Origin of the sequence: Citrobacter sp. Marseille-Q6884 (genome assembly GCF_945906775.1) — a bacterium.
In the GTDB taxonomy this organism is placed as follows: domain Bacteria; phylum Pseudomonadota; class Gammaproteobacteria; order Enterobacterales; family Enterobacteriaceae; genus Citrobacter.
This window is the reverse complement of sequence record NZ_CAMDRE010000001.1, coordinates 2,138,616-2,161,729: the sequence shown is the minus strand read 5'-3', so window position 1 is coordinate 2,161,729 and position 23,114 is coordinate 2,138,616. Positions and strand designations below refer to the sequence as shown.

At 51.5% G+C, this 23,114-nt stretch carries 21 protein-coding genes; 16 read left to right on the top strand and 5 right to left on the bottom strand.

All coding sequences use genetic code 11. From position 1 onward, the window contains the following. Positions 1–8 precede the first annotated feature (8 nt). Both N7268_RS10235 and N7268_RS10230 read left to right on the top strand, forming a co-directional pair. The gene (locus tag N7268_RS10235) at positions 9–1,577 is read left to right on the top strand and encodes a formylglycine-generating enzyme family protein (RefSeq protein ID WP_260862805.1); all 1,569 of its coding nucleotides are present in this window, start codon (positions 9–11) and stop codon (positions 1,575–1,577) included. A 46-nt stretch (positions 1,578–1,623) separates the two neighbouring features. Further along, a complete protein-coding gene (locus tag N7268_RS10230) occupies positions 1,624–2,124 on the top strand; it encodes a hypothetical protein (RefSeq protein WP_260862804.1) in 501 nt (166 codons plus the stop codon). Positions 2,125–2,186: 62 nt separating this feature from the next. Here N7268_RS10230 and N7268_RS10225 read toward each other — a convergent pair whose 3' ends face one another. The 3 genes from N7268_RS10225 to N7268_RS10215 form a co-directional block, all read right to left on the bottom strand. Further along, a complete protein-coding gene (locus N7268_RS10225; protein WP_260862803.1) occupies positions 2,187–2,639 on the bottom strand; it encodes an IrmA family protein in 453 nt (150 codons plus the stop codon). Positions 2,640–2,916: 277 nt separating this feature from the next. Continuing rightward, positions 2,917–4,305, bottom strand: a complete 1,389-nt coding sequence (locus tag N7268_RS10220) for an APC family permease (protein WP_198905241.1) — start codon at positions 4,303–4,305, stop codon at positions 2,917–2,919. 384 nt (positions 4,306–4,689) lie between these two features. Then, entirely contained in the window at positions 4,690–6,108 is a 1,419-nt protein-coding gene (locus tag N7268_RS10215) for a glutamine synthetase family protein (RefSeq protein WP_198905242.1), read from the bottom strand. Between the two features lie 211 nt (positions 6,109–6,319). On the opposite strand from N7268_RS10215, the gene puuD reads away from it, so the two are divergent. The 13 genes from puuD (at position 6,320) to cbdX (ending at position 19,193) form a co-directional block, all read left to right on the top strand. Then, positions 6,320–7,084, top strand: a complete 765-nt coding sequence (gene puuD, locus N7268_RS10210; protein ID WP_198905243.1) for a gamma-glutamyl-gamma-aminobutyrate hydrolase — start codon at positions 6,320–6,322, stop codon at positions 7,082–7,084. Positions 7,085–7,109: 25 nt separating this feature from the next. Further along, positions 7,110–7,667 carry an HTH-type transcriptional regulator PuuR gene (puuR, locus tag N7268_RS10205; protein ID WP_260862802.1) on the top strand — a complete coding sequence of 186 codons (558 nt, stop codon included), beginning with the start codon at positions 7,110–7,112 and terminating at the stop codon, positions 7,665–7,667. Positions 7,668–7,805: 138 nt separating this feature from the next. Then, complete coding sequence (puuC, locus tag N7268_RS10200; RefSeq protein ID WP_260862801.1) at positions 7,806–9,293, top strand: aldehyde dehydrogenase PuuC; 1,488 nt, start codon at positions 7,806–7,808, stop codon at positions 9,291–9,293. Positions 9,294–9,295: 2 nt separating this feature from the next. After that, positions 9,296–10,576, top strand: a complete 1,281-nt coding sequence (locus tag N7268_RS10195; protein WP_260862800.1) for an NAD(P)/FAD-dependent oxidoreductase — start codon at positions 9,296–9,298, stop codon at positions 10,574–10,576. A 208-nt stretch (positions 10,577–10,784) separates the two neighbouring features. Further along, positions 10,785–11,912, top strand: coding sequence for a hydrogenase 1 small subunit (hyaA, locus tag N7268_RS10190; RefSeq protein WP_198905248.1), 1,128 nt, complete (start codon positions 10,785–10,787; stop codon positions 11,910–11,912). Then, positions 11,909–13,702, top strand: coding sequence for a Ni/Fe-hydrogenase large subunit (hyaB, locus tag N7268_RS10185; RefSeq protein WP_260862799.1), 1,794 nt, complete (start codon positions 11,909–11,911; stop codon positions 13,700–13,702). The genes hyaA and hyaB overlap by 4 nt, the downstream gene beginning before the upstream one ends. Before the next feature lie 18 nt (positions 13,703–13,720). After that, positions 13,721–14,455, top strand: coding sequence for a Ni/Fe-hydrogenase b-type cytochrome subunit (gene hyaC / locus N7268_RS10180; RefSeq protein ID WP_260862798.1), 735 nt, complete (start codon positions 13,721–13,723; stop codon positions 14,453–14,455). Then, positions 14,452–15,033 (top strand): hydrogenase 1 maturation protease, encoded by a 582-nt coding sequence (hyaD, locus tag N7268_RS10175; RefSeq protein ID WP_260862797.1) that lies wholly within the window; start codon positions 14,452–14,454, stop codon positions 15,031–15,033. Before hyaC ends, hyaD begins: the two co-directional genes overlap by 4 nt. A gap of 5 nt (positions 15,034–15,038) precedes the next feature. Beyond that, positions 15,039–15,443, top strand: coding sequence for a hydrogenase-1 operon protein HyaE (gene hyaE / locus N7268_RS10170; RefSeq protein ID WP_260862796.1), 405 nt, complete (start codon positions 15,039–15,041; stop codon positions 15,441–15,443). Then, positions 15,440–16,297 carry a hydrogenase expression/formation protein gene (locus N7268_RS10165; protein ID WP_260862795.1) on the top strand — a complete coding sequence of 286 codons (858 nt, stop codon included), beginning with the start codon at positions 15,440–15,442 and terminating at the stop codon, positions 16,295–16,297. The genes hyaE and N7268_RS10165 overlap by 4 nt, the downstream gene beginning before the upstream one ends. 100 nt (positions 16,298–16,397) lie before the next feature. Continuing rightward, positions 16,398–17,933, top strand: coding sequence for a cytochrome bd-II oxidase subunit 1 (gene appC / locus N7268_RS10160; RefSeq protein WP_260862794.1), 1,536 nt, complete (start codon positions 16,398–16,400; stop codon positions 17,931–17,933). 20 nt (positions 17,934–17,953) lie between these two features. Further along, a complete protein-coding gene (gene appB / locus N7268_RS10155) occupies positions 17,954–19,090 on the top strand; it encodes a cytochrome d ubiquinol oxidase subunit II (protein ID WP_260862793.1) in 1,137 nt (378 codons plus the stop codon). 13 nt (positions 19,091–19,103) lie between these two features. Beyond that, positions 19,104–19,193, top strand: coding sequence for a cytochrome bd-II oxidase subunit CbdX (gene cbdX, locus N7268_RS10150; RefSeq protein ID WP_260862792.1), 90 nt, complete (start codon positions 19,104–19,106; stop codon positions 19,191–19,193). A gap of 860 nt (positions 19,194–20,053) precedes the next feature. Here cbdX and N7268_RS10145 read toward each other — a convergent pair. Next, positions 20,054–20,494, bottom strand: coding sequence for a GFA family protein (locus N7268_RS10145; RefSeq protein ID WP_198905257.1), 441 nt, complete (start codon positions 20,492–20,494; stop codon positions 20,054–20,056). Positions 20,495–20,573: 79 nt separating this feature from the next. Then, positions 20,574–21,650: a porin OmpC gene (ompC, locus tag N7268_RS10140; protein ID WP_260862791.1), complete on the bottom strand. Its 1,077-nt coding sequence runs from the start codon at positions 21,648–21,650 to the stop codon at positions 20,574–20,576. An 842-nt stretch (positions 21,651–22,492) separates the two neighbouring features. On the opposite strand from ompC, the gene N7268_RS10135 reads away from it, so the two are divergent. Then, positions 22,493–22,987: a helix-turn-helix domain-containing protein gene (locus N7268_RS10135; RefSeq protein WP_260862790.1), complete on the top strand. Its 495-nt coding sequence runs from the start codon at positions 22,493–22,495 to the stop codon at positions 22,985–22,987. The last annotated feature ends 127 nt before the right edge of the window (positions 22,988–23,114 follow it).

Genomic DNA, 23,114 nt, shown 5'->3' with positions numbered 1-23,114 from the left:
GAGCGTTCATGATCCTTACCCCTTCCACATTATCACGCTGGCTGGCGCTTGCTCTGCTGGTAAAGATGTCGCCCGTACTGGCAGAACCCTGGGCAGAGAAAGTCTATAACCCGAAACCGGATAGCGAAGATATTATTTTGCCCATGCCCTGTGAAGGCTCCATGGTTTTCCGCCGGGTAGAGATCCCAGTATCGGGTCCTCTGGATGATATGCCAATAACCTTAGGAGAAGATGGTGGAGAATGGGGTTTTGTGGAGCACAGTTATCCGACCTTCATCGCCGGTAGCTTTACCGAAAGCAAAAAAAGTAAAGGCCGTTACTATTTGATGGCCAAATATGAACTGACAGCATTGCAATATCAGGCATTAACCAGCGGAACCTGTCCCACGCCATCACGTAAGTTAAGCATCGCAGAAACTAACATCAGTTGGTTCGATGCGGTAAATTTTGCCGATAAATACAACCAATGGTTACGCAGTAATGCTCTCGATAAATTACCCAAAGAGGACGGTACCCCTGGATTTTTACGTCTGCCCACTGAAGTAGAATGGGAATTTGCAGCACGTGGCGGCCTCAAGGTGAATAGTGCGGAATTCCGTGATTCCCACTATCCGATGGATGACATGAAAAATTATGAGTGGTATTCCGGCTCGCAGTCCTCTAACGGTAAAGTACAGCTCATCGGGCTACTAAACCCTAACCCCCTCGGCCTGTACGATATGCTGGGCAACGTTTCTGAGATGATGTTCACCCCCTTCTATCTCAATAAAATCAATCGTCTTCACGGCCAGGCTGGTGGTTTTGTGGTTCGTGGAGGCAGCGTCATATCGAATGAATCTGAGATCCGTAGCGCGACCCGAAAAGAAATCAACTACTACGATGAGGCCCATCCTTTCACCAGCAAAACAACCGGCCTGCGCCTGGTATTGGTCTCCCCGACCATTACGTCAACAGATCGCGTGAAACAGCTGGAGAAAAATTGGGCTACGCTCGGTGCAGATAAGTCGGGCATAGATAAGAATAAAGAAGCATCTACAGACACCGCTAAAGCGCTGGGAAGCCTGGCATCTGGTGTAGAAGACACTGAGCTGAAAAAGAAACTGAAGGATCTGGAAAATCAGCTCCGCGCCAGCAATCAGCAACAGCAGGAAGAACGAGCACAATCGATCCGCGCCAGCCTTAACCTGGGATCTTTCCTTTGTACAAAATTGCAGGATGATGGTCGCTTCCTTGATTTCCTCAATCACAATTATGAATTGCTGTGTAAGGATAAAGATGACAGTGATAAAAATTGCGCTATCCGAAAAACCAAACTCGGTGAGCAAACCGATCGCCTCCAGCAGTTGACAAGTTACTACGCCAGTAGTCTGGTCGATTCAGCCACACTTTATGGTCAGGAAGGCCTGAAGCATGAAGTGACGGTTTTCGATCAAATGCTCACGCTGAACAAACGTCTTTCTGGCCTTAAGCCATTCCTCGCCGCACACTGGCAGAATCAGCAAAAATATCTGGCAAACGGGAAAATTGATTCAGCAGGGTGGCTGGATACCTGTAAGCAAATTAAAAGCGGTAACTAATCTTACAAAGTGATTAAGCGCACATGTTTATTAAGGAGTGAAGAACGTGAAGTTTAACTTTAAAATAGCTGTAATGGTCTTAGGTTGTATAACTGTACCCCAAAGCGCCTTCGCAGAAGCTTATAGTACAGAAGATCAAGAACAATTAACTCTGGAATGCCAGCTAACCAACAATAAGTTGGCCAGCGCTTTTATTGCACAGGATGCTGCTGGGTATGCTCTGGGCACAGCATCATCCCCAATAGCTGAGCTAAATCTTGTCACGAATCAGCCAGGAGTCACTGCTTATTACAAGGCAACAACGATAGCAGGCGGATCTTTATACTGGATTCGTATTGTAAAAGGAGTCTACGAATATATTGTCTACGACAAAGAACAACATGGTGATATGTCAGGCGTAGTCGTCACAAAGAAGGGTAAAATAGTCTTCCACAAAGATTGTAAAGAACCGATCAAGGTCGGCACGCAAAGCGATGGTAGTATCTTTAGTCGGGCGGCACAAGAAGACTTTGATGATGGTCGAGTTATCGATTTAATTAATAAATAACATACGGTTAATCTGTTAAGCAGGGGATGACATAGGGCATCCTCTGCTTAATTACGGATATGCTATTTGCTCTGTTCGACGCTAATTTTCAATGGTTGATAATATTGCGGGTCAAAAACTGACAACGGTAGCGCATGAAATGAGCCATCCGGATAAACTTCATCAATTTTTGTAATGACGATGTTGGCCGAGTTTTCAACCGCATCACAACTAAATTCTGTTGCTGCATTTGTTGACCGAGTTGCATCACTATCGCCAAAAGGTTGAACCTCAAGTATCCCTGTTTCCAGCGCTATACCTGATTTATCGGTCAATTGCAGGGTAACAGAAAGAGCATTAAACACTCCGTCACCTCCATTGTCGAGTCTGAATGCCAGAGAACAAACTCCCTGTACCCAACTGCTGTCTGTATTGCGAATACTGATATAACGAGGGTTATTCTCTGCACTTATTGCCGGTTTACTCAGCCCATAATAACTACTAAGAAGAAACAAACTGATTATTAAATATTTCATCATCGATTCCCTTCATTCCTTAAGTAATATTCACAATCTATATTGTCGACAGTTTCTGAAGCTGAAGTGAGCTTATACTTACGCACCTAAAAATTAAAGATATTAATGTTCAAACAATACTATAATGCAATTAATTCAACATTATCTCTTTATTGAAAGAACATCAATGACAGATCTGTACCTCTGATTTAAGACGAAAGGGGCGCATCCTGACGGTGCGCCCCTGTTGTTACTCTCTCAATTTACTACACAGTGTGTTTGCCGCCCCTGGGGAAAATCACTCCCAGGCCTGTTCAGTTTTCGCGCCGTCAAACTGCGGCGGCGGTTTGCGAAAACGCCCGGTCAGGTAAGCAAGATAGACCAGCCCGACCCCGGCCCACACTAGTCCCAGCGTCAGCGATGTCACTTCAAGGTTCACCCACAACACCGCGACGGTAGCAGCACCGACCATTGGCAGGATCAGATAGTGCAATTTCTCCTGCCAGGTATGCTTACGGCCTTCACGACGCCAGAAATGGTTGTAGACGGACAGGTTGACGAAGGTAAACGCCACCAGCGCGCCAAAGTTGATCAACGCCGTCGCGGTCACGAGGTCAAAAAACAGCGCCGACAGCGCCACTATCCCCACCATGATGACGTTCAGCGCAGGTGTCCGCCATTTCGGATGCACATAACCGAAGTACTTCTCCGGGAAGACATTATCGCGCCCCATAACGTAGAGCAGACGGGAAACGCTGGCATGCGATGCCAGACCTGAAGCCAGCGTATTCACAAAGGTCGTACACAGAAAAATAGACTGGAACAGCTTACCGCCGACATAGAGGGCAATCTCCGGCAGCGCCGCATCCGGGTCTTTAAAACGGCTGATGTCCGGGAAAAACAGCTGCATAAAGAACGAGGCCGCAATGAAGATCAGCCCCCCGTACAGCGCGGTGAGAAAAATGGCTTTCGGGATCGTACGCGCGGCATCCGGTGTCTCTTCAGAAAGCGTCGTCACCGCATCAAAACCGAGAAACGAGAAGCAGACAATGGTCGCTCCGGTGATAATCGGGATCAGATGCGCATTCTCGCTGATAAACGGTTGTAGCGACCAGACAGTCCCTACCCCTTCGCCGTTATGTAGCCCCTGTACCACCAGGAAGATAAACACGACTATAATCGCGACCTGCACCAGCACGAACAGCGCATTGAAGTTCGCCACCAGATTAACGCTTTTCAAATTGGCCGCAGTGAGGATCACGACGAATGCCACCACCCACACCCATGGCGGAACCTCAGGAAATAGCGCGGAGAGATAAATTTTTGCCAGTAGTACGTTAATCATCGGCAGGAAAAGGTAATCAAGCAGTGACGACCAGCCGACCATAAAACCGACATGCGGGTTTATCGCTTTTTGTGCATAGGTGTAGGCCGAACCCGCCTGCGGAAACTGGCGCACCAGCTTTCCGTAACTGATGGCGGTAAACAACACGCCTGCCAGGGCCAGCAGGTAGGACGCTGGCACATGACCATTACTGATCCCCGAAACAATCCCAAAGGTGTCAAATACCGTCATCGGCGTGAGATAGGCAAGCCCCATCACCACGACCTGCCACAGTTTCAGGGATTTACGCAGTTGTGTTTTGCCCGTCTGGGCGGAAGGATTCAGGGAGGAATTAGTCGACATAGCGATCCTCCCCGCCACGCGTCCAGGTCTGCGTTCGAAACGTCGGCACAGCAAACCTGGGTCGTGTCGGGGAAGATCTCCACATAAAAGGCGTCAATGTCTCACGGCACAGTTGTGGTCCGTACTTACTGCGGGAGCCATGGATGCTCACGCGGGGCTGGTTTTTAAATACTGGCATCATCACATTTCCTCGTCACAAACTCTGTCGGTTATCTGAAGACCCGTTGTCGCAAGCGCTCCATTACGCGACATCCGGGAAATGGCAGGAAATCCTGCAATATGTACGGGCTGGCTCCGCTCAGACCGCATGATGCGACTTCTTTTTCAATGACTAAACAAGGTGTCGCTGACCCGGAAAACAGGGCGCACCGGGCAGCATCACAATCAGGCATTTTTCAACATCCACTCAATTTCAGTGTCGGTAATAAGACGTTCAAACTGGACAAGTTCATCGTTTTTACAGGCGTGATAGACGTGGCTAAAACGTTCACCTAACAACTCACGCAGATGATCGTTTTGTGTGAACTCCCACAGCGCATCGCTCTGACGGATGGGGAATGGCAATCCCTCCTGCTCAAGACCGTTGCCTTCCACTTCTTCCTGCAACGGTAGCTCGTTATCCAGACCATGGAGGATCCCGGCCAGAATGGTCGCCATAACGAGATACGGATTGGCATCAGCCCCCGCGACACGATACTCAACACGATGGTTATCACGATCGCCACACGGAATGCGCAGTGCCACCGTACGGTTGTTGTGCCCCCAGGAGGCCTGAGTCGGGACATACATTCCCGGCTGGAAGCGACGGTAAGAGTTCACGTTCGGTGCCAGCAGCGCCATCGATGCCGGCATCAGATCAATCATTCCGGCAAGCGCACGCTTTAATAACGCAGAATCTTCACCCTCCGCATCAGCCAGTACGTTCTCGCCTTTGTTATTCATGATGCTGATGTGAATATGCATCCCGCTACCCGCATGCTCCTCATAGGGCTTTGCCATAAACGTGGCATGCATCTTATGTTTCTCCGCCACCAGACGTACCAGGCGTTTCAGCGCCAGCGCATCGTCACAGGCATCGAGCACGTTATCGGTATGATAGAGGTTGATTTCAAACTGACCGGGAGAGGCTTCGGCAACAGCGCCGTCAGCAGGGATCAACTGTAATTTGGCCAGTTCGTCGATATCGTTCAGTACATCCGCGAAGTGGTTCAGGTTATCAACGGAGTAAACCTGACTTTGGGTATTGCGATCGTCCGTTCCCGGCGCACACGGCGGCTGAAGGTACCCTTCGGAATCACGCTTACGATCAAGTAAATAGAACTCCAGCTCTACCGCTACGACGGGGAACAGGCCGCGCTGGCGCAGTTTCTGCCAGAGTCGGTTCAACACGTTCCGCGGCTCAACGTCAAAGGGAGCGCCATCTTCATCCAGCATCGTCAGCATCATCTGCCCGATATACTCCGGATCGGCTGCCGAAGGCGTCAACGTACCGAGCACTGGCACACACGTACGGTCCGGCTCACCCAGCTCCTGACCTAACCCTGCCTCTTCGACCACATTGCCAAGAATATCCATCGCAAAGACGGATGCGGGGAAATAACAGCCCTTCTCTAACTTATGCAGTCCAGAAACGGGAATGCGCTTGCCGCGGAAGCAGCCGTTCAGATCGGTTAACAGCACATCCACAAACTGCGTGTTGGGATAGCGTTCCAGATACTGCTTTACTTCACGCGCAAACGCGCTACTTCGTCTTTCTTCCGAGTGCTGAACAAAATTCTCAACTTCTACGATATTGGTTTCCATGATTCACCGCCGTTGCCAGGTAAGCTGTTCTGTGATTCGACTGTTAAATATAATGTCCACTCTTCGACTCTGGATGCAAACAATTTGTTTGTCAAATGTTAAATTAAGTTTGCTAGAAGGTTATCTCACTGCTAGATTGAGAAAATAATGAACGTAATTGCACAACAAGGAACCGTTTGGCAATAATTTATTCCAAAACGTGAGGTCGATCATGGGCAATATATTTGACAAGCCAGTTATTGGTGTAGTGATGTGCAGGAACAGGCTTAAGGGTCATCAGACCCAGACTCTGCAAGAAAAGTACCTGAATGCGGTATTGAATGCCGGTGGATTACCGATTGCTCTTCCCCATGCGCTCGCGGAGCCAGAACTACTGAATACGTTATTACCCAAACTGGATGGCATCTTCCTGCCAGGAAGCCCAAGCAATGTGCAGCCGCACCTCTATGGTGAAAATGGCGATGAGCCTGACGCCGATCCCGGGCGTGATCTTCTGAGTATGGCGCTCATTACCGCCGGGCTCGAAAGGCGCATTCCCATTTTCGCCATCTGCCGGGGTTTACAGGAATTAGTTGTCGCTACCGGCGGGACTCTGTATCGTCGCCTGTGCGATCACCCCCAGTTCCTGGAACATCGTGAAGACGCGGAACTCCCGGTGGAGCAGCAATATGCGCCATCTCATGAAGTGCAGGTTCAACAGGGAGGATTGCTGTCGCAGCTAATACCAGGTTGCAACACGTTTTGGGTTAATTCCTTACATGGCCAGGGCGCGAAAACCCTTGGTCCGTTGTTGCGCGTGGAAGCACGATCGCAGGATGGGCTGGTAGAGGCCGCCAGCGTTCACGACCATCCTTTCGCGCTCGGCGTGCAGTGGCACCCGGAATGGAACAGTAGCGAATACGCCCTGTCGCGTTTGTTACTGGAAGGATTTATCACCGCCTGTCAGAACCACCTCGCTGAAAAACAGCGACTCTGACCCCTACTGTTAAGGAAATGCAATTATGAGCGATGACGGCCTGGCGCCGGGTAAACGTTTGTCAGAGATCCGCCAGCAATTGGGTCTTTCGCAGCGTCGTGCCGCCGAACTGTCTGGGTTAACGCATAGCGCCATCAGCACCATTGAGCAGGACAAAGTCAGTCCTGCCATCAGTACGCTGCAAAAGCTATTGAAAGTATATGGGCTGTCGCTCTCCGAGTTCTTCGCGGAACCGGAAAAGCCTGACGAACCGCAGGTGGTTATCAATCAGGATGATCTGATTGAGATCGGGAGTCAGGGAGTATCCATGAAGCTGGTTCACAACGGAAATCCTAATCGTACGCTGGCAATGATGTTTGAAACCTATCAGCCAGGCACGACGACCGGGGAGAGAATTAAACACCAGGGTGAAGAGATTGGGACAATACTGGAAGGTGAAGTGATACTGACCATCAACGGTCAAACGTATCATCTTGTTGAAGGGCAAAGTTATGCCATTAATACCGGCATACCGCATAGCTTCAGCAACACCTCGGCAGGAATCTGCCGCATCATCAGTGCCCACACTCCCACCACATTCTAATGAGTACCGGCCTGAGTTTCTCAGGCCTTCTTAAATAACGCGCATTAACAGGGGAAATCCCTGGGGCATCGTGCAGCCTGATTTTGCCTGAAAAAGATCAGCAACGAACTTTATCTTATTGATATAAAAGGAGTAGCTATGAACTTTCAGAATCTGAAATATTGGCGTGAAAAAGCCAGTCATTATTCGCCGGAAACCCGTTTATTTATTAACGGCGAATATTGCGCTGCCGCCGATAACGAAACGTTTATTACACAGGACCCGGCAGGACAGCGTCCGCTCGCCAAGGTTGCCCGTGGCAAAAAAGCGGATGTGGATCGTGCGGTCACCGCGGCCCGCGCCGTCTTTGAACGGGGAGACTGGTCACAGGCGGCACCGGCTCAGCGCAAAGCGGTACTGAACAAGCTCGCTGATTTAATGGAGCAGCATCACGAGGAGCTGGCGCTACTGGAAACGCTCGATACCGGTAAACCTATTCGCCATAGCCTGCGTGATGATATTCCAGGCGCAGCACGCGCCATCCGTTGGTACGCCGAAGCCATTGATAAAGTCTACGGCGAAGTTGCCACTACCTCAGTGAACGATCTGGCGCTGATTGTGCGCGAACCGGTGGGCGTTATCGCCGCCATCGTGCCGTGGAATTTTCCCCTGCTGCTGGCCTGCTGGAAGCTCGGTCCGGCGCTGGCTGCGGGTAACAGCGTGATTCTCAAACCCTCTGAGAAATCCCCACTGACGGCGATCCGTCTTGCCGCCCTGGCCAAAAAAGCCGGCTTGCCCGATGGCGTCCTTAGCGTCATTAGCGGATATGGCCACGAAGCAGGACAAGCGCTGTCGCAACATTCCGATGTTGATGTGATCACCTTTACAGGCTCCACACGCACCGGCAAGCAGCTGCTGAAAGACGCGGGCGACAGCAATATGAAACGCGTCTGGCTGGAAGCCGGCGGCAAAAGCGCCAACATTGTGTTTGCCGACTGCCCGGATCTGGCAAAAGCCGCCGCCACAACGGCCGCAGGCATCTTCTATAACCAGGGCCAGGTTTGTATCGCCGGTACGCGCCTGCTGCTGGAAGAGAGTATTGCCGATGCGTTCATCGCCTTGCTGAAAGAGCAGGCGAAAAACTGGCAGCCGGGCAACCCGCTGGATCCTGAGACCACGATGGGTACGCTGATCGACAATGCCCATGCCGATACTGTGCACAGTTTTATTCGCGACGGCGAGTCACAAGGTACGCTCGCGCTGGATGGGCGCAGCCACGTGCATCCGGCCGTTATCGGCCCGACGATTTTTGTCGATGCCGCGCCGCAAGCCCACATCAGCCGTGACGAGATCTTCGGCCCGGTACTGACCATCACTCGCTTTAGCCACGAGGCCGAAGCGCTGGCGCTCGCCAACGACAGCGACTACGGCCTTGGCGCCGCCGTCTGGACCCGGGATCTCTCCCGTGCCCACCGCATGAGTCGTCGCCTGAAAGCCGGTTCCGTATTCGTTAATAACTACAACGACGGTGATATGACCGTGCCGTTCGGTGGTTATAAGCAAAGCGGCAACGGTCGCGATAAGTCGTTACATGCCCTGGAAAAATTTAGCGAACTGAAAACTATCTGGATCTCCCTGGAGTCTTAATCATGACTGAACATACCCACAGTTATTACGCCGCAAGCGCCAATCAGTACGAACCGTTTCCCACGCTCACCGAATCGGTTAGCTGTGATGTCTGCGTTGTGGGAGGCGGCTATACCGGACTCTCTTCTGCTCTGCATTTAGCGGAAATGGGTTACGACGTGGTGTTACTGGAATCCGCGCGCATTGGCTTCGGTGCCAGCGGGCGTAACGGTGGCCAACTGGTTAACTCCTACAGCCGCGATATCGACGTCATCGAACGCACCTATGGCCCGGATGCCGCCAAGATGCTCGGCGGCATGATGTTTGAAGGCGGCAATATCATCCGCGAACGCATCAAACGCTATCAGATCGAATGCGACTATCGCCCTGGCGGGTTGTTTGTGGCGCTGAACCACAAGCAGATGGAAACGCTGGAAGAGCAGAAGTCGAACTGGGAACGCTACGGCAATACGCAGCTTGAACTGCTGGACAGCAGCGAAATTCGCCGTGAAGTCAGCAGCGACCGCTATGTCGGCGCACTGCTCGATCACAGTGGCGGTCATATTCATCCGCTGAATCTGGCGATTGGCGAGGCTAACGCCATTCGTCTGAACGGCGGGCGCGTCTTCGAACAGTCGCCGGTCACCCGTATTCAGCACACCAGCCCGGCCGTGGTCAGCACCGAGCAAGGTCAGGTCACCGCGCGCTATGTGATCGTCGCGGGCAACGCCTATCTGGGTGATAAACTTGAACCTGCGCTGGCAAAAAGCAGCATGCCATGCGGCACGCAGGTGTTAACCACCGAACCGCTGTCTGCCGACGTCGCACGTTCGCTGATCCCGAAAAACTACTGTGTGGAAGATTGTAACTACCTGCTGGATTACTACCGTCTGACAGGGGATAACCGCCTGCTGTACGGCGGTGGCGTGGTCTACGGCGCACGCGACCCGGACGATATTGAGCGTCTGGTAATGCCGAAACTGCTGAAGACGTTCCCGCAACTGCGGGGCGTGAAAATTGATTACCGCTGGACCGGTAATTTCCTGTTGACGTTATCGCGCATGCCGCAGTTCGGCCGCCTTGATACCAACATTTATTACATGCAGGGCTACAGCGGCCACGGTGTGACCTGTACCCATCTGGCAGGACGCCTGATTTCCGAACTGCTGCGCGGGGATGCCGAGCGCTTTGACGCTTTCGCTAATCTCCCCCACTACCCGTTCCCGGGTGGCCGCAGCCTGCGCATTCCGTTTACCGCCATGGGTGCGGCTTATTACAGCTTACGTGATCGCCTTGGGGTTTGAGTTCTTCGTCTGTAAACCCGACGCACAGGGCGGTCCCCCCTGTGCGTTTTTTTATGCCCAGCCTGTGAAAAACAGATAACAGTCACGAATATATCGCTATAAGACATAACCACAGTCTTTGCATTGTTTCTCCCCTCTGATCGGATACGCTTTTTCCATTATCACTGGCGGCGTGCGCCAGGACTCAAAGGGGGAAGAAACGCGTGTTATGAATACGAATAACGAGGAGACCTTTTATCAGGCCATGCGTCGTAAGGGAGTGAGCCGACGTAGTTTTCTCAAATATTGTAGCCTTGCTGCCACATCGCTGGGTTTAGGGGCCGGAATGACGCCCAAAATCGCCTGGGCTCTGGAGAATAAACCCAGAATTCCGGTGGTCTGGATCCACGGTCTGGAGTGTACCTGCTGCACCGAATCGTTTATCCGCTCCTCTCATCCTCTCGCCAAAGACGTCATCCTCTCACTGATTTCCCTCGATTACGACGACACCCTGATGGCCGCCGCCGGGACGCAGGCCGAAGCGGTATTTGATGACATTCTCAGCCAATACCACGGCAGATATATTCTGGCAGTCGAAGGCAATCCTCCCCTGGGTGAACAAGGTATGTTCTGCATCAGCGGCGGACGTCCCTTTATTGAGAAGCTGAAAAGAGCCGCAGCCGGTGCCAGCGCGATTATCGCCTGGGGAACCTGCGCCTCCTGGGGCTGCGTTCAGGCTGCCCGACCGAATCCAACCCAGGCAACGCCTATCGACAAGGTGATCACTGACAAGCCGATCGTTAAAGTGCCCGGTTGTCCTCCCATTCCCGATGTTATGAGCGCCATCATTACCTACATGGTGACCTTTGATCGTCTTCCCGAACTCGACCGCCTGGGGCGTCCGCTAATGTTTTATGGTCAGCGTATTCACGACAAGTGCTACCGTCGCGCCCACTTTGACGCCGGGGAGTTCGTCGAGAGCTGGGACGATGACGCCGCCCGCAAAGGCTATTGCCTGTACAAAATGGGCTGTAAAGGGCCAACCACCTATAACGCCTGCTCCACCACCCGCTGGAATGACGGCGTCTCCTTCCCCATCCAGTCCGGCCACGGTTGTCTGGGATGCTCAGAAAACGGCTTCTGGGATCGCGGTTCGTTCTACAGCCGTGTCGTCGATATTCCACAAATGGGTACGCATTCAACCGCCGATACCGTGGGCCTCACCGCGCTTGGCGTCGTGGCGGCCAGCGTTGGCGTCCACGCTGTCGCCAGCGTCGTCAATCAACACCACCGCCATAAACAACAATTAGCAGACGCCGAACAACCGCAGCCAGACAATGAGGATAAACAGGCATGAGCACTTCGTATCAAACTCAGGGATATACCTTAAACAATGCGGGTCGCCGTCTGGTTGTGGATCCGATTACGCGCATTGAAGGGCATATGCGTTGTGAAGTGAATATCGATGAGCAGAACATCATCACCAATGCGGTTTCCTGCGGCACCATGTTTCGCGGACTGGAGATCATTCTTCAGGGGCGCGACCCGCGTGACGCCTGGGCATTTGTCGAACGGATTTGCGGAGTATGCACCGGCGTCCATGCGCTTGCCTCGGTGTATGCCATTGAAGATGCCATTGGCATCAAGGTGCCCGACAACGCCAACATCATTCGCAATATTATGCTGGCCACACTGTGGTGCCACGACCATCTGGTGCATTTTTATCAATTAGCCGGAATGGACTGGATTGACGTTCTGAATGCCCTGAAAGCCGACCCGCGCGCGACTTCACAACTGGCGCAGAGCCTTTCTGCCTGGCCGATGTCCTCACCCGGCTATTTCTTTGACGTCCAAAATCGTCTGAAGAAATTTGTCGAAGGCGGTCAGTTGGGGATCTTCCGTAACGGTTATTGGGGGCATCCGCAGTACAAGCTGTCGCCAGAGGCCAACCTGATGGGCTTTGCCCACTATCTGGAAGCGCTCGATTTTCAGCGCGAGATTATCAAAATCCATACGGTGTTTGGCGGTAAGAATCCGCATCCTAACTGGATTGTTGGCGGTATGCCATGCGCGATCAATATCGATCAGAGTGGCGCAGTAGGCGCAGTCGATATGGAACGCCTTAACCTGGTACAGTCGATCATCACCCGCACCGCGGACTTCATCAACAACGTCATGGTGCCTGACGCGCTGGCCATCGGCCAGTTCAATAAGGCATGGAGTCAAATTGGCACCGGGCTTTCTGATAAATGCGTCTTGAGCTACGGCGCGTTCCCGGATATCGCCAATGACTTCAGCCAGAAGAGCCTGTTAATGCCAGGCGGCGCGGTCATTAACGGTGATTTTAAAAACGTGCTGCCTGTTGATCTTGACGATCAACAGCAAATTCAGGAGTTCGTGGATCACGCCTGGTATCGTTATCCAGACGATCAGCTGGGTCGTCATCCCTTCGAAGGGATCACCGAGCCCTGGTATAACCCGGGCGATGTCAAAGGCAGCGATACCCATATCCAGCAACTCAACGAGCAAGAACGCTACTCCTGGATTAAAGCGCCGCGCTGGCGGGGACACGCCATGGAGGTCGGACCGTTGGCGCGCACGCTGATTGCTTATCACAAAGGGGATGCCGCCACGGTGGAATCCGTGGATCGCATGATGTCCGCGCTCAACCTGCCGCTTTCGGGTATGCAATCAACGCTGGGTCGCATTCTGTGCCGTGCCCACGAGGCTCAGTGGGCGGTAAGCAAACTGCAGTATTTCTTCGACAAACTGATGACCAACCTGAAGAACGGCAATCTGGCCACCGCCAATACAGATAAATGGGAGCCCGCAAGCTGGCCGCAGCGCTGCCGTGGGATCGGCTTTACCGAAGCACCTCGCGGGGCATTAGGGCACTGGGCGTCGATTCATGATCAAAAAATCGATCTGTATCAGTGCGTGGTGCCGACCACCTGGAATGCCAGCCCACGCGATCCCAAGGGACAAATTGGTGCTTACGAGGCGGCATTGATGGGCACCCAAATGGCGATACCGGATCAACCGCTGGAGATCCTGCGCACGCTGCACAGTTTCGACCCCTGCCTGGCGTGTTCAACCCATGTGCTCGGCGACGACGGCAGCGAACTCATCGCCGTCCAGGTACGCTAAGCGCTAAGGAAAGAAACAATGACAGGAAAACAACTCCCACGCGTCGGGGAGGCGCGTGATACCGCCGTCAGCCACTATGTGTTTGAAGCGCCGGTGCGCGTGTGGCACTGGCTCACGGTAGGCTGCATGTTAGTGTTGATGGTGACCGGATATTTCATTGGCCGACCGCTACCGTCGGTCAGCGGCGAGGCCACGTATCTGTTCTATATGGGCGACATCCGGATGGTGCATTTTGCCGCCGCCATGCTGTTCACGGTGATACTGCTGGGGCGTATTTACTGGGCCTTCGTGGGTAACCGCTATTCACGTGAACTGTTTATCGTGCCTGTCTGGCGTCGTAGCTGGTGGCGGGGCGCGTTTTCGGTCGTGCGCTGGTATCTGTTTCTGGAGAAAAAACCGGGGGACGATATCGGGCATAACCCCGTCGCACAGGCGGCGATGTTCGGCTATTTCCTGCTCTCCGTTTTTATGATCCTCACCGGCTTCGCCTTATACAGCGAGCATAGCCAGTACGCCATCTTTACGCCCTTCCATTATGTGACGGAATTTTTTTACTGGACCGGCGGGAACTCTCTCGATATCCACAGCTGGCATCGGTTTGGGATGTGGCTTATCGCGGCCTTCGTGATAGGCCATGTGTATATGGCTATCCGCGAGGACATCATGTCTGACGATACCGTCATCTCCACCATGATCAACGGCTACCGTAGCCACAAATTTCCCAAACACCAGCACGACAAGGAGGCGTCATGAGTGAGCCAAACGTCATTGTGATGGGCTTAGGCAACCTGCTGTGGGCAGACGAAGGATTTGGCATTCGCGTCGCCGAACGCCTGTACGCCCACTATCACTGGCCGGACTACGTGGAGATCGTCGACGGCGGCACGCAGGGGTTGAATCTTCTGGGCTACGTTGAGCAAGCCAGCCATCTGCTGTTGCTCGACGCCATCGACTACGGACTCGCGCCGGGCACCCTGCAAACCTATGCGGGTGAAAACGTCCCCAGCTACCTCAGCGCCAAAAAAATGAGTCTGCACCAGAACAGTTTCTCCGAAGTGCTTGCGCTGGCGGATATTCGCGGTCATCTGCCCGCGCATATCGCGCTGGTGGGGCTACAACCGGTACAGCTGGACGACTATGGCGGTAGCCTGACCGACCTCGCCCGCGCCCAACTCCCGGCGGCGGAACAGGCCGCGCTGACGCAACTGGCCGCGTGGGGCGTGGTGCCGCAGGCAAATGACGACGCGCGTTGCCTGAACTATGCGTGTCTGTCGATGGAAAACTACGAAGGTGTCCGTGTTCGCCAGTATCGCGTGACGCTGGAGGGATAAGCGACGTGTTAAATGACAATCCATTTTCTGCGCTGTGGCAACGTATGCTGGCGCGCGGCTGGCAGCCGCTCAACGCCTGTGAACTGGACGGCTGGGCAAGCCGTGTTAGCGATGGTGTTGTACTGCTCAGTAGCGATCCTCGCCGTACCCCGGAAGTCAGCGATAACCCTGTGATGATTGCCGAGCTACTCCGCGAGTTCCCCCGGTTTAACTGGCAAATCGCCATGGCTGACCTCGAGCAAAGCGAGGCCATCGGCGATCGTTTTGGCGTATTTCGTTTCCCGGCAACGCTGGTGTATGTCGGCGGCGAGCTGCGCGGCATTCTCAACGGTATCCACCCGTGGGCTGATCTGCTCACCCTGATGCGTCCCTGTGTTGAAGGCCACATTCCACCGGAGTCTGAAAGATGAGCGATACCTTTTTTCATCTGCTGGGGCCAGGAACGCAGCCTGGCGATGACAGTTTCGCCATGAATCCTTTACCTCTCACCTGCCAGGTCAACAGCGACCCCAGCATGGCGTCACTGGAAAACTGCCCGCACAGTCCGGCGGTGATGGCCTTGTTAGCCGATGTACGCCACCAGCTAACAAGGCGTATTCCCGTGAAACAGGACGTGCTGGGATGGGATTTAGCCACGCTTAATGCCGACGATCTCATGTTTCTCAATACTCTGCTGGGTGAAGGCGAAGTGTCTGTGCGTATTCAGCACCCTGACGGCAGAGCGAGCGAGATACAGGAGTCGATTTTCTGCGGTATCTGGCGAGTACGTAGTCAGAATGACAAGGGGCAATGGCAGGAACATCTGGAAGCCGGCAGTGCGCCACGGGCACTCTGGCAGGCGGCAACGCTCAATACGCTACCGGACGATACCCTGCTGCCACCGCCAATCGACGGGTTGATGAACGGCCTGACGCTGGCTCAGGAGTTACTGGCGCACGTGCGCGACCCGGCCACGCTTCCCCATAGCATCAACCTCACCCAACTTCCGATTAGCGACGCGGATCGCCTGTTCCTCGCGCGGCTGTGCGGTCCGGGTCACATCCAGATCCGCACTCTCGGTTACGGCGAGAGCCAAATCGATTCCACGGCGTTACGCCATGTCTGGCATGTCCGCTGTCTGGATACGCTAAAGGGGGTTCTGCTCGATAGCTACGAGATCTGTTGCTTGCCTGAGCTGGTGCTGGCCGCGCCGGAAGATCTGCTCGACTCGCTCCAGCGCCTGAATGAAGTCTGCGGCTGGCTGGAAGGGAGCCCTCACCCTTAAACATCGCGATACAGACCCGCCGCGTTATCCGTCGCGGGTCTGGCGCAGTTTGTCTTTTCCATCGTTTCTATTCACTTTCTTATTGCCTACAGGAGTTCGCATGTGGGATGTCATTGACTTATCGCGCTGGCAGTTTGCGCTGACCGCGCTTTATCATTTCCTGTTTGTTCCCCTGACGCTGGGGTTGATTTTTTTGCTGGCCATCATGGAAACCATTTACGTGGTGACGGGCAAAACAATCTACCGCGATATGACGCGTTTCTGGGGGAAGCTATTCGGCATCAACTTTGCGCTTGGCGTAGCAACCGGCCTGACCATGGAGTTTCAGTTCGGGACTAACTGGTCGCTCTATTCCAACTATGTGGGCGATATTTTCGGCGCGCCCCTGGCGATGGAAGCCTTGCTGGCCTTCTTCCTTGAATCCACCTTCGTGGGGCTGTTCTTTTTCGGTTGGCAGCGCTTAAACAAGTATCAGCACCTGCTGGTCACCTGGCTGGTGGCCTTTGGCTCGAATATCTCAGCGCTGTGGATCCTCAATGCCAACGGCTGGATGCAATATCCAACAGGCGCTCACTTTAATATCGATACTCTGCGCATGGAGATGAGCAGCTTTAGCGAGCTGGTCTTTAACCCCGTCAGCCAGGTGAAATTTGTGCATACGGTGATGTCCGGTTATGTCACCGGCGCCATGTTTATTATGTCCATCAGCGCCTGGTATCTGCTGCGTGGTCGTGATCGCGAGTTCGCCCTGCGCTCTTTCGCCGTGGGGTCCGTCTTCGGCACGCTGGCGATCCTCGGCACCCTACAACTGGGCGACAGTTCAGCCTATGAGGTCGCCCAACTGCAGCCCGTAAAACTGGCTGCAATGGAAGGCGAGTGGCAAACCGAGCCTGCACCCGCGCCCTTTCATGTGATCGCCTGGCCACTGCAGGCGCAAGAACGTAACGCCTTTTCCGTGAAGATACCTGCTCTGCTGGGGATTCTGGCGACCCACTCGCTGGACACGCCGGTTCCAGGGCTGAAGAACCTGATGGCGGACGCGTTACCCCGCCTGCAACGGGGTCGGATTGCATGGCTGCTGATGCAGGAAATCGCCAGGGGTAACCGTTCACCTCAGGTGCTGAAAGCGTTTCATTCCGTGGAAAACGATCTGGGCTACGGCATCCTGCTGGCGAACTACGCACCGGATATGAACCATGTCACGCCAGATCAATACCAGGCCGCGCAGCGCGGCGCGATCCCACACGTGGCGCCTGTGTTCTGGAGTTTCCGCATCATGGTGGGATGCGGTTCAGTGCTGCTGCTGGTGATGGCGATTGCGTTGATCCAGACCTTACGCATGCGTATCGATCAACATCGCTGGGTACTGCGCATGACGCTGTGGAGCCTGCCGCTCCCCTGGATTGCCATTGAAGCCGGCTGGTTTATGACCGAGTTTGGCCGCCAGCCCTGGGCCATTCAGGATATTTTGCCGACCTGGTACGCTCACTCCGCGCTGACCGTGGGCCAACTGGCCTTCTCCATGGGGCTGATCCTGACGCTTTACACGCTGTTCTTAATTGCGGAGGTCTACCTGATGCAGAAATACGCGCGTCTTGGCCCCGATACGCTGCAGCGTCAACAACCCGCGCAATAACAGGGATAAAGGAGACAATCATGTTGGATTATGAAACGTTGCGGTTCATTTGGTGGCTGCTGATTGGCATCATTCTGGTGGCATTTATGGTCACTGATGGGTTTGATATGGGGGTCGGCTGCCTGTTACCGCTGATCGCGCGCAACGATGATGAGCGCCGGGTGTTAATCAACAGTGTCGGTGCGCACTGGGAAGGTAATCAGGTGTGGCTGATTCTTGCGGGTGGCGCATTATTCGCCGCCTGGCCTCGGGTCTATGCCGCCGCATTTTCGGGGTTTTATGTGGCGATGATCCTGGTGCTATGCGCCCTCTTCTTCCGTCCGTTGGCCTTTGACTATCGCGGTAAAATAGCCAGTGCACGTTGGCGCGCCATGTGGGACACCGGGTTGGTGATCGGCAGTGTGGTGCCTCCGGTTATCTTCGGCATCGCATTCGGCAACCTGTTTTTGGGTGTGCCTTTTGTCTTTACGCCGCAACTGCATGTGCAATACACCGGCACTTTCTGGCAGTTACTCTCTCCCTTCGCGCTGTTATGCGGTGCATTAAGTCTGATGCTGGTCATTATGCAAGGGGGCGTGTGGCTGCAGTTGAAAACCGACGGTGTTATTCGCCAGCGCGCACTGTCAGCCACCAGACGTAGCGCAATGCTGGTGGTGCTCTGTTTTCTGCTGGCCGGGTACTGGTTATGGACGGGTATTGATAGCTTTGTGCTGCTCAGCCAGGACCCTAATGGGCCTTCCAACCCGCTATTAAAAGCGGTCGCGATACTGCCCGGCGCGTGGATGGATCGCTTTTATCATTCCCCTCTGCTGCTGATCATTCCGCTGCTTGGCATGCTTTTTCCGATGCTCGCACTGTATGCCTGCGCCCGACGTCGCGCCGTTTGGGGATTTCTATTGGCTTCACTGACCCAGGCCTGCGTCATCTTCACCGCCGGAATAACCCTGTTCCCGTTTGTGATGCCTTCAAGCCTGCATCCGCTCTCCAGCCTGACGGTGTGGGACAGTACCTCGAGCCAGATGACGCTCAGCATCATGCTGGTTATTGTGCTGATTTTTCTACCGATTGTTCTGCTTTATACCTTGTGGAGTTATTACAAGATGCTGGGGCGAATCAATGTAGAAACGATCCGTCGCCACAATCACGAACTTTACTAAGGAGGAGAGGACGATGTGGTATCTGTTTTGGTTTGTCGGCATTGTGGTGATGTGTTCACTCTCCACGCTGGCGCTGGTCTGGCTTGAGTCCCGGCAGAAATAGTTCTGGTTGGATTGACCACCTTTAGCCAGGCGTTAGTCATTGTGTCGCGTGGTGAAAGCGTACCGGCATAACTTTAGTCAGAAGTCAGAGTATGCCGGTAAGTCTACATTGTTGGTCAATCCATCAGAACGGGTACGGGGATGCCTGCAATACGGCGTGGCTCCCTTGCACACCGGCGGTACGATGATCATATTGTCGGCCGCCATCATGTTATTCCCCACACCGAATAAGTATCCACATTACGGCAGTTAATCGATGCCGCAATTATTTAATTAATATCGATATTGCTCATTGCATTAATAATTGCATATTTGTGAATTTTTATTTTATACTCGCAATAAATGTGATTGCATAAACTAACCGATATCACTCAACATTTTCATTTAATGCACAATGCGTGTTTTCATCAGGGCTCGCAGCACTGTTTTGATTTATATCATAAAAATACACAACATTGCCCAACCCTCTGATTATTTTTATATTCCACGCACATTCCACCCCCTACAAAACCCATATTCAGTACAATCAAAGCGTTTTCTCTGCATATCCAAAAATAATAAGCTAACAAACGTCTCTTCTCTGTTCTGCCCTTGCTATTGAAATAAAGCACTCAGCTGGTTAATACTCCGCGCGAATTTTAAATAAATATCTCCATCCGAAAACGAACACCGTTTTTGGTTGTTAATTTTCGATCCCTGGTGTCGATCGTCCTAAATGCGTCGGCAGTGTCCTGAACCGACACTGCCGTGCGGTAGCGTGGATGTCTGGCAGGGATATCAGCCTGAGCTCACACAGAGATATCACGGTCAACGATTTTACCGGAACAGCGGGCTCAAAGTATCTGGAGTATCAGCGCCGATTCAATGCGCTAACTGGCCAAGGGAATCCATTACTTCAACCTCTGTGCCACTCAGGCGCGCGTATTGCCCCGTGAGCTTCCAGAAAGCTGGCTGTGTTTCTATGTAGATTTCGGCAGCTAACACCAGGCGACGTCTCTCGCTTTCATTCAATTCAAGGATCGTCCACGGAATAAAGTAATAGTCAGAATTGACCAGGTGAAACCATAAGGGGCTTCCACATACGGAGCAGAAACAACGTTCACCATGCAGAGAAGAAGAGAAAATACCCGGTTCTGGCATGTGTTCGGCGATTAATGGTTGCCCACACGCTTCCAAATACATTGCAATGCCACCAGACCATTTTTGACACAACGTGCAGTGACAGGCATAAACATCAAGCCTCTGAACGTTAACGGTAATATGACTCTGACCGCACAGGCATCGCCCTGTGAACGTTTGCATGAAGTATTCTCTCAGGAGATTTAAATCTTTGCATTGAAGCCAACTCATAATGAGTTGGCTTTTTAGAAATCAATTCAGATTAGAACTGATAAGTCATGCCAACTGCGACGATATCGTCAGTACTGATTGACGCATTTTTGGTAAAGTTGTTGTCATCCAGCAGGTTGATTTTATAATCAACATAGGTAGACATATTTTTGTTGAAGTAATAAGTTGCGCCGACATCAACATATTCCACCAGATCCTGATCGCCATAGGAACCCAAACCTTTACCTTTGGATTTCAGATATGCGAGAGAGGGTTGTAAACCGAAGTCAAACAGATACTGAGCGACGGCTTCAAAGTTTTCAGTTTTGTTCGCAATACCACCAACATCACCAAAACGGGTCATGTTAGAGGTTTCAGAATATGTCGTGGCCAGATAGATGTTGTTAGCATCATATTTTAGACCAGCAGCCCACAATTCAGCATTGTCACCCGTCGCGAACAGATTGCCACCACCATTGACTTGCTCATCAGTACGGTCAGATTTTGTATAGGTAGCCCCTACGCCAAAACCTTCATACTCATAGGTAGACGATAAGCCAAAGCCGTCGCCGTTTGATCTATTAATATTACGGTCATTGTTTTTACCCTGGTATTGAGCGGCGATGTTCAGGCCCTCAACCAGACCGAAAAAGTCGGTGTTACGGTAGGTTGCAACTCCGGTAGTACGGTGTGTCATAAATCCATCAGGCTGGGTCCAGGTATCACCACCGAACTCAGGCAGGACGTCAGTCCATGCGCCGATGTCATACGCTACGCCGTAGTTACGCCCGTAATCCAGAGAGCCATATTCAGCAAATTTCAGGCCTGCGAAAGCCAGACGGGTTTTATCGCCAGAGGTCCCCTGGTTTTCAGCATTAGAACCATTGAATTGATGTTCAAACCGACCAAAACCAGTGAGTTGGTCGTTGATCTGCGTTTCACCTTTGAAGCCCATACGGACATAAGATTGATCGCCGTCTTCATCAGCGTTATCGGTGAAATAGTGCTTAACATCCACTTTTCCGTATAGATCCAACTTATTACCGTCTTTGTTATAAATTTCAGCCGCATTTACCGCGCCTGCTGCCAACAAAGTAGTCACTGCCACTGCAACTAACTTAAGTTTCATTATTGTAGTCCTTATAATTTTATTAGCGGGCTTATTAAGTCATTTTCAAACAATCAAAAACATCAATGACAAATCATTATTATTTTATGCGCACATTCACTTTCAATAATAAGTTTCAAGGCACCTTCGAATATTAACAACAATGTGATCCAGATCTATCCCGGAGATTTGAGGATATAAAAATGAATTAAAAATCAATCTCATAAGTACTCATTTCGATGCTATTTAAAATATTTTAATAACTTATCCAAGATTTCATTTTAAATTTTGCAATATGCAAAAATATACTTTAAATAAATGCGGCACTACCCTGCACCAGTCAATACCCTGTCTTCATTGTAATTTAGTCATCAACAGCACATTGTTAATGAATACAAGGACCATTATCAAAACATCAAATTATTGAAAAAATAGAAAACGATAGTGTGAATAACTAAAAAATGCCTTTCCCTTGAAATTTTCAACATTCGCAAAAATAAGCAAATCTGTATCGATATGTATTTTTAAATGTTCATTTTTGTATATAGCAGCCTCTTTGTTATGCTCTACGCTTCTGTCATAATACACCTGTATACACACCAGAATATATCTATCATAAATGTAACATTTTAAACTTGCATTAATCGACACAACACCAGGGAAAATTATTAAAAAAGGCTTATATTTAAATAAGCTGCAGAAAGGGTTTGTATACTATGTATAGCAATATAATGTCTTCAAATGAACTGTTGGAAAATGCAAACTGTATCATTGGTAGTGAGATTGACAATCATCCCCAAAGACTTAGGATAATATCCTCCAAAAAACACTCTCTACCATTTTATAACGGAAAGGAAAAATCGGTGTTTCACTTAATTTCAGGTGAAATAGAAATACGTAACATCCAGAACGATTTAATTATTGTTAATGTCGATGCACCCGCCATACTCGGACTTTCGAGTATGTCTTCAGATGAGGACTGTTACTATATTCATACTGTAACGAATGTTGAACTCACTTCCATTCCCCTTTCCGAGTTTATTGATATGGCTGACCATAAAAGTCTTTGGCGACATATATCAGTAATACTTTCGTTTTATATCAACATTTATTACCTTAGAGATATGATGCTCTCGCAAGCAAGTGTCTACACGATTATAAAAAACCATCTTGAAATCATGTGGTCGTTAAAAAAAGACAAGCTTGAAGAAATATCAGTATTTGACTTCATCCTGAACAGAACCCCGGTTTCAAGAAGTTCACTGAATAAAGTATTGAAAGATCTTTCTGCCGGTGGATATATTGAAATAAAAAGAGGGCGACTGGTTTCAATGAATAAACTGCCATCAGGTTACTGATGAATAATGTCTATTTTTAGAATGAGTGTAGATCGGCTAAGAACAATATTACTGACGACATGGTATGAACCACGATATCAGGCACAAAGCCGACCGTCAGGCATTGGTAGATTAATGAATAAATCTA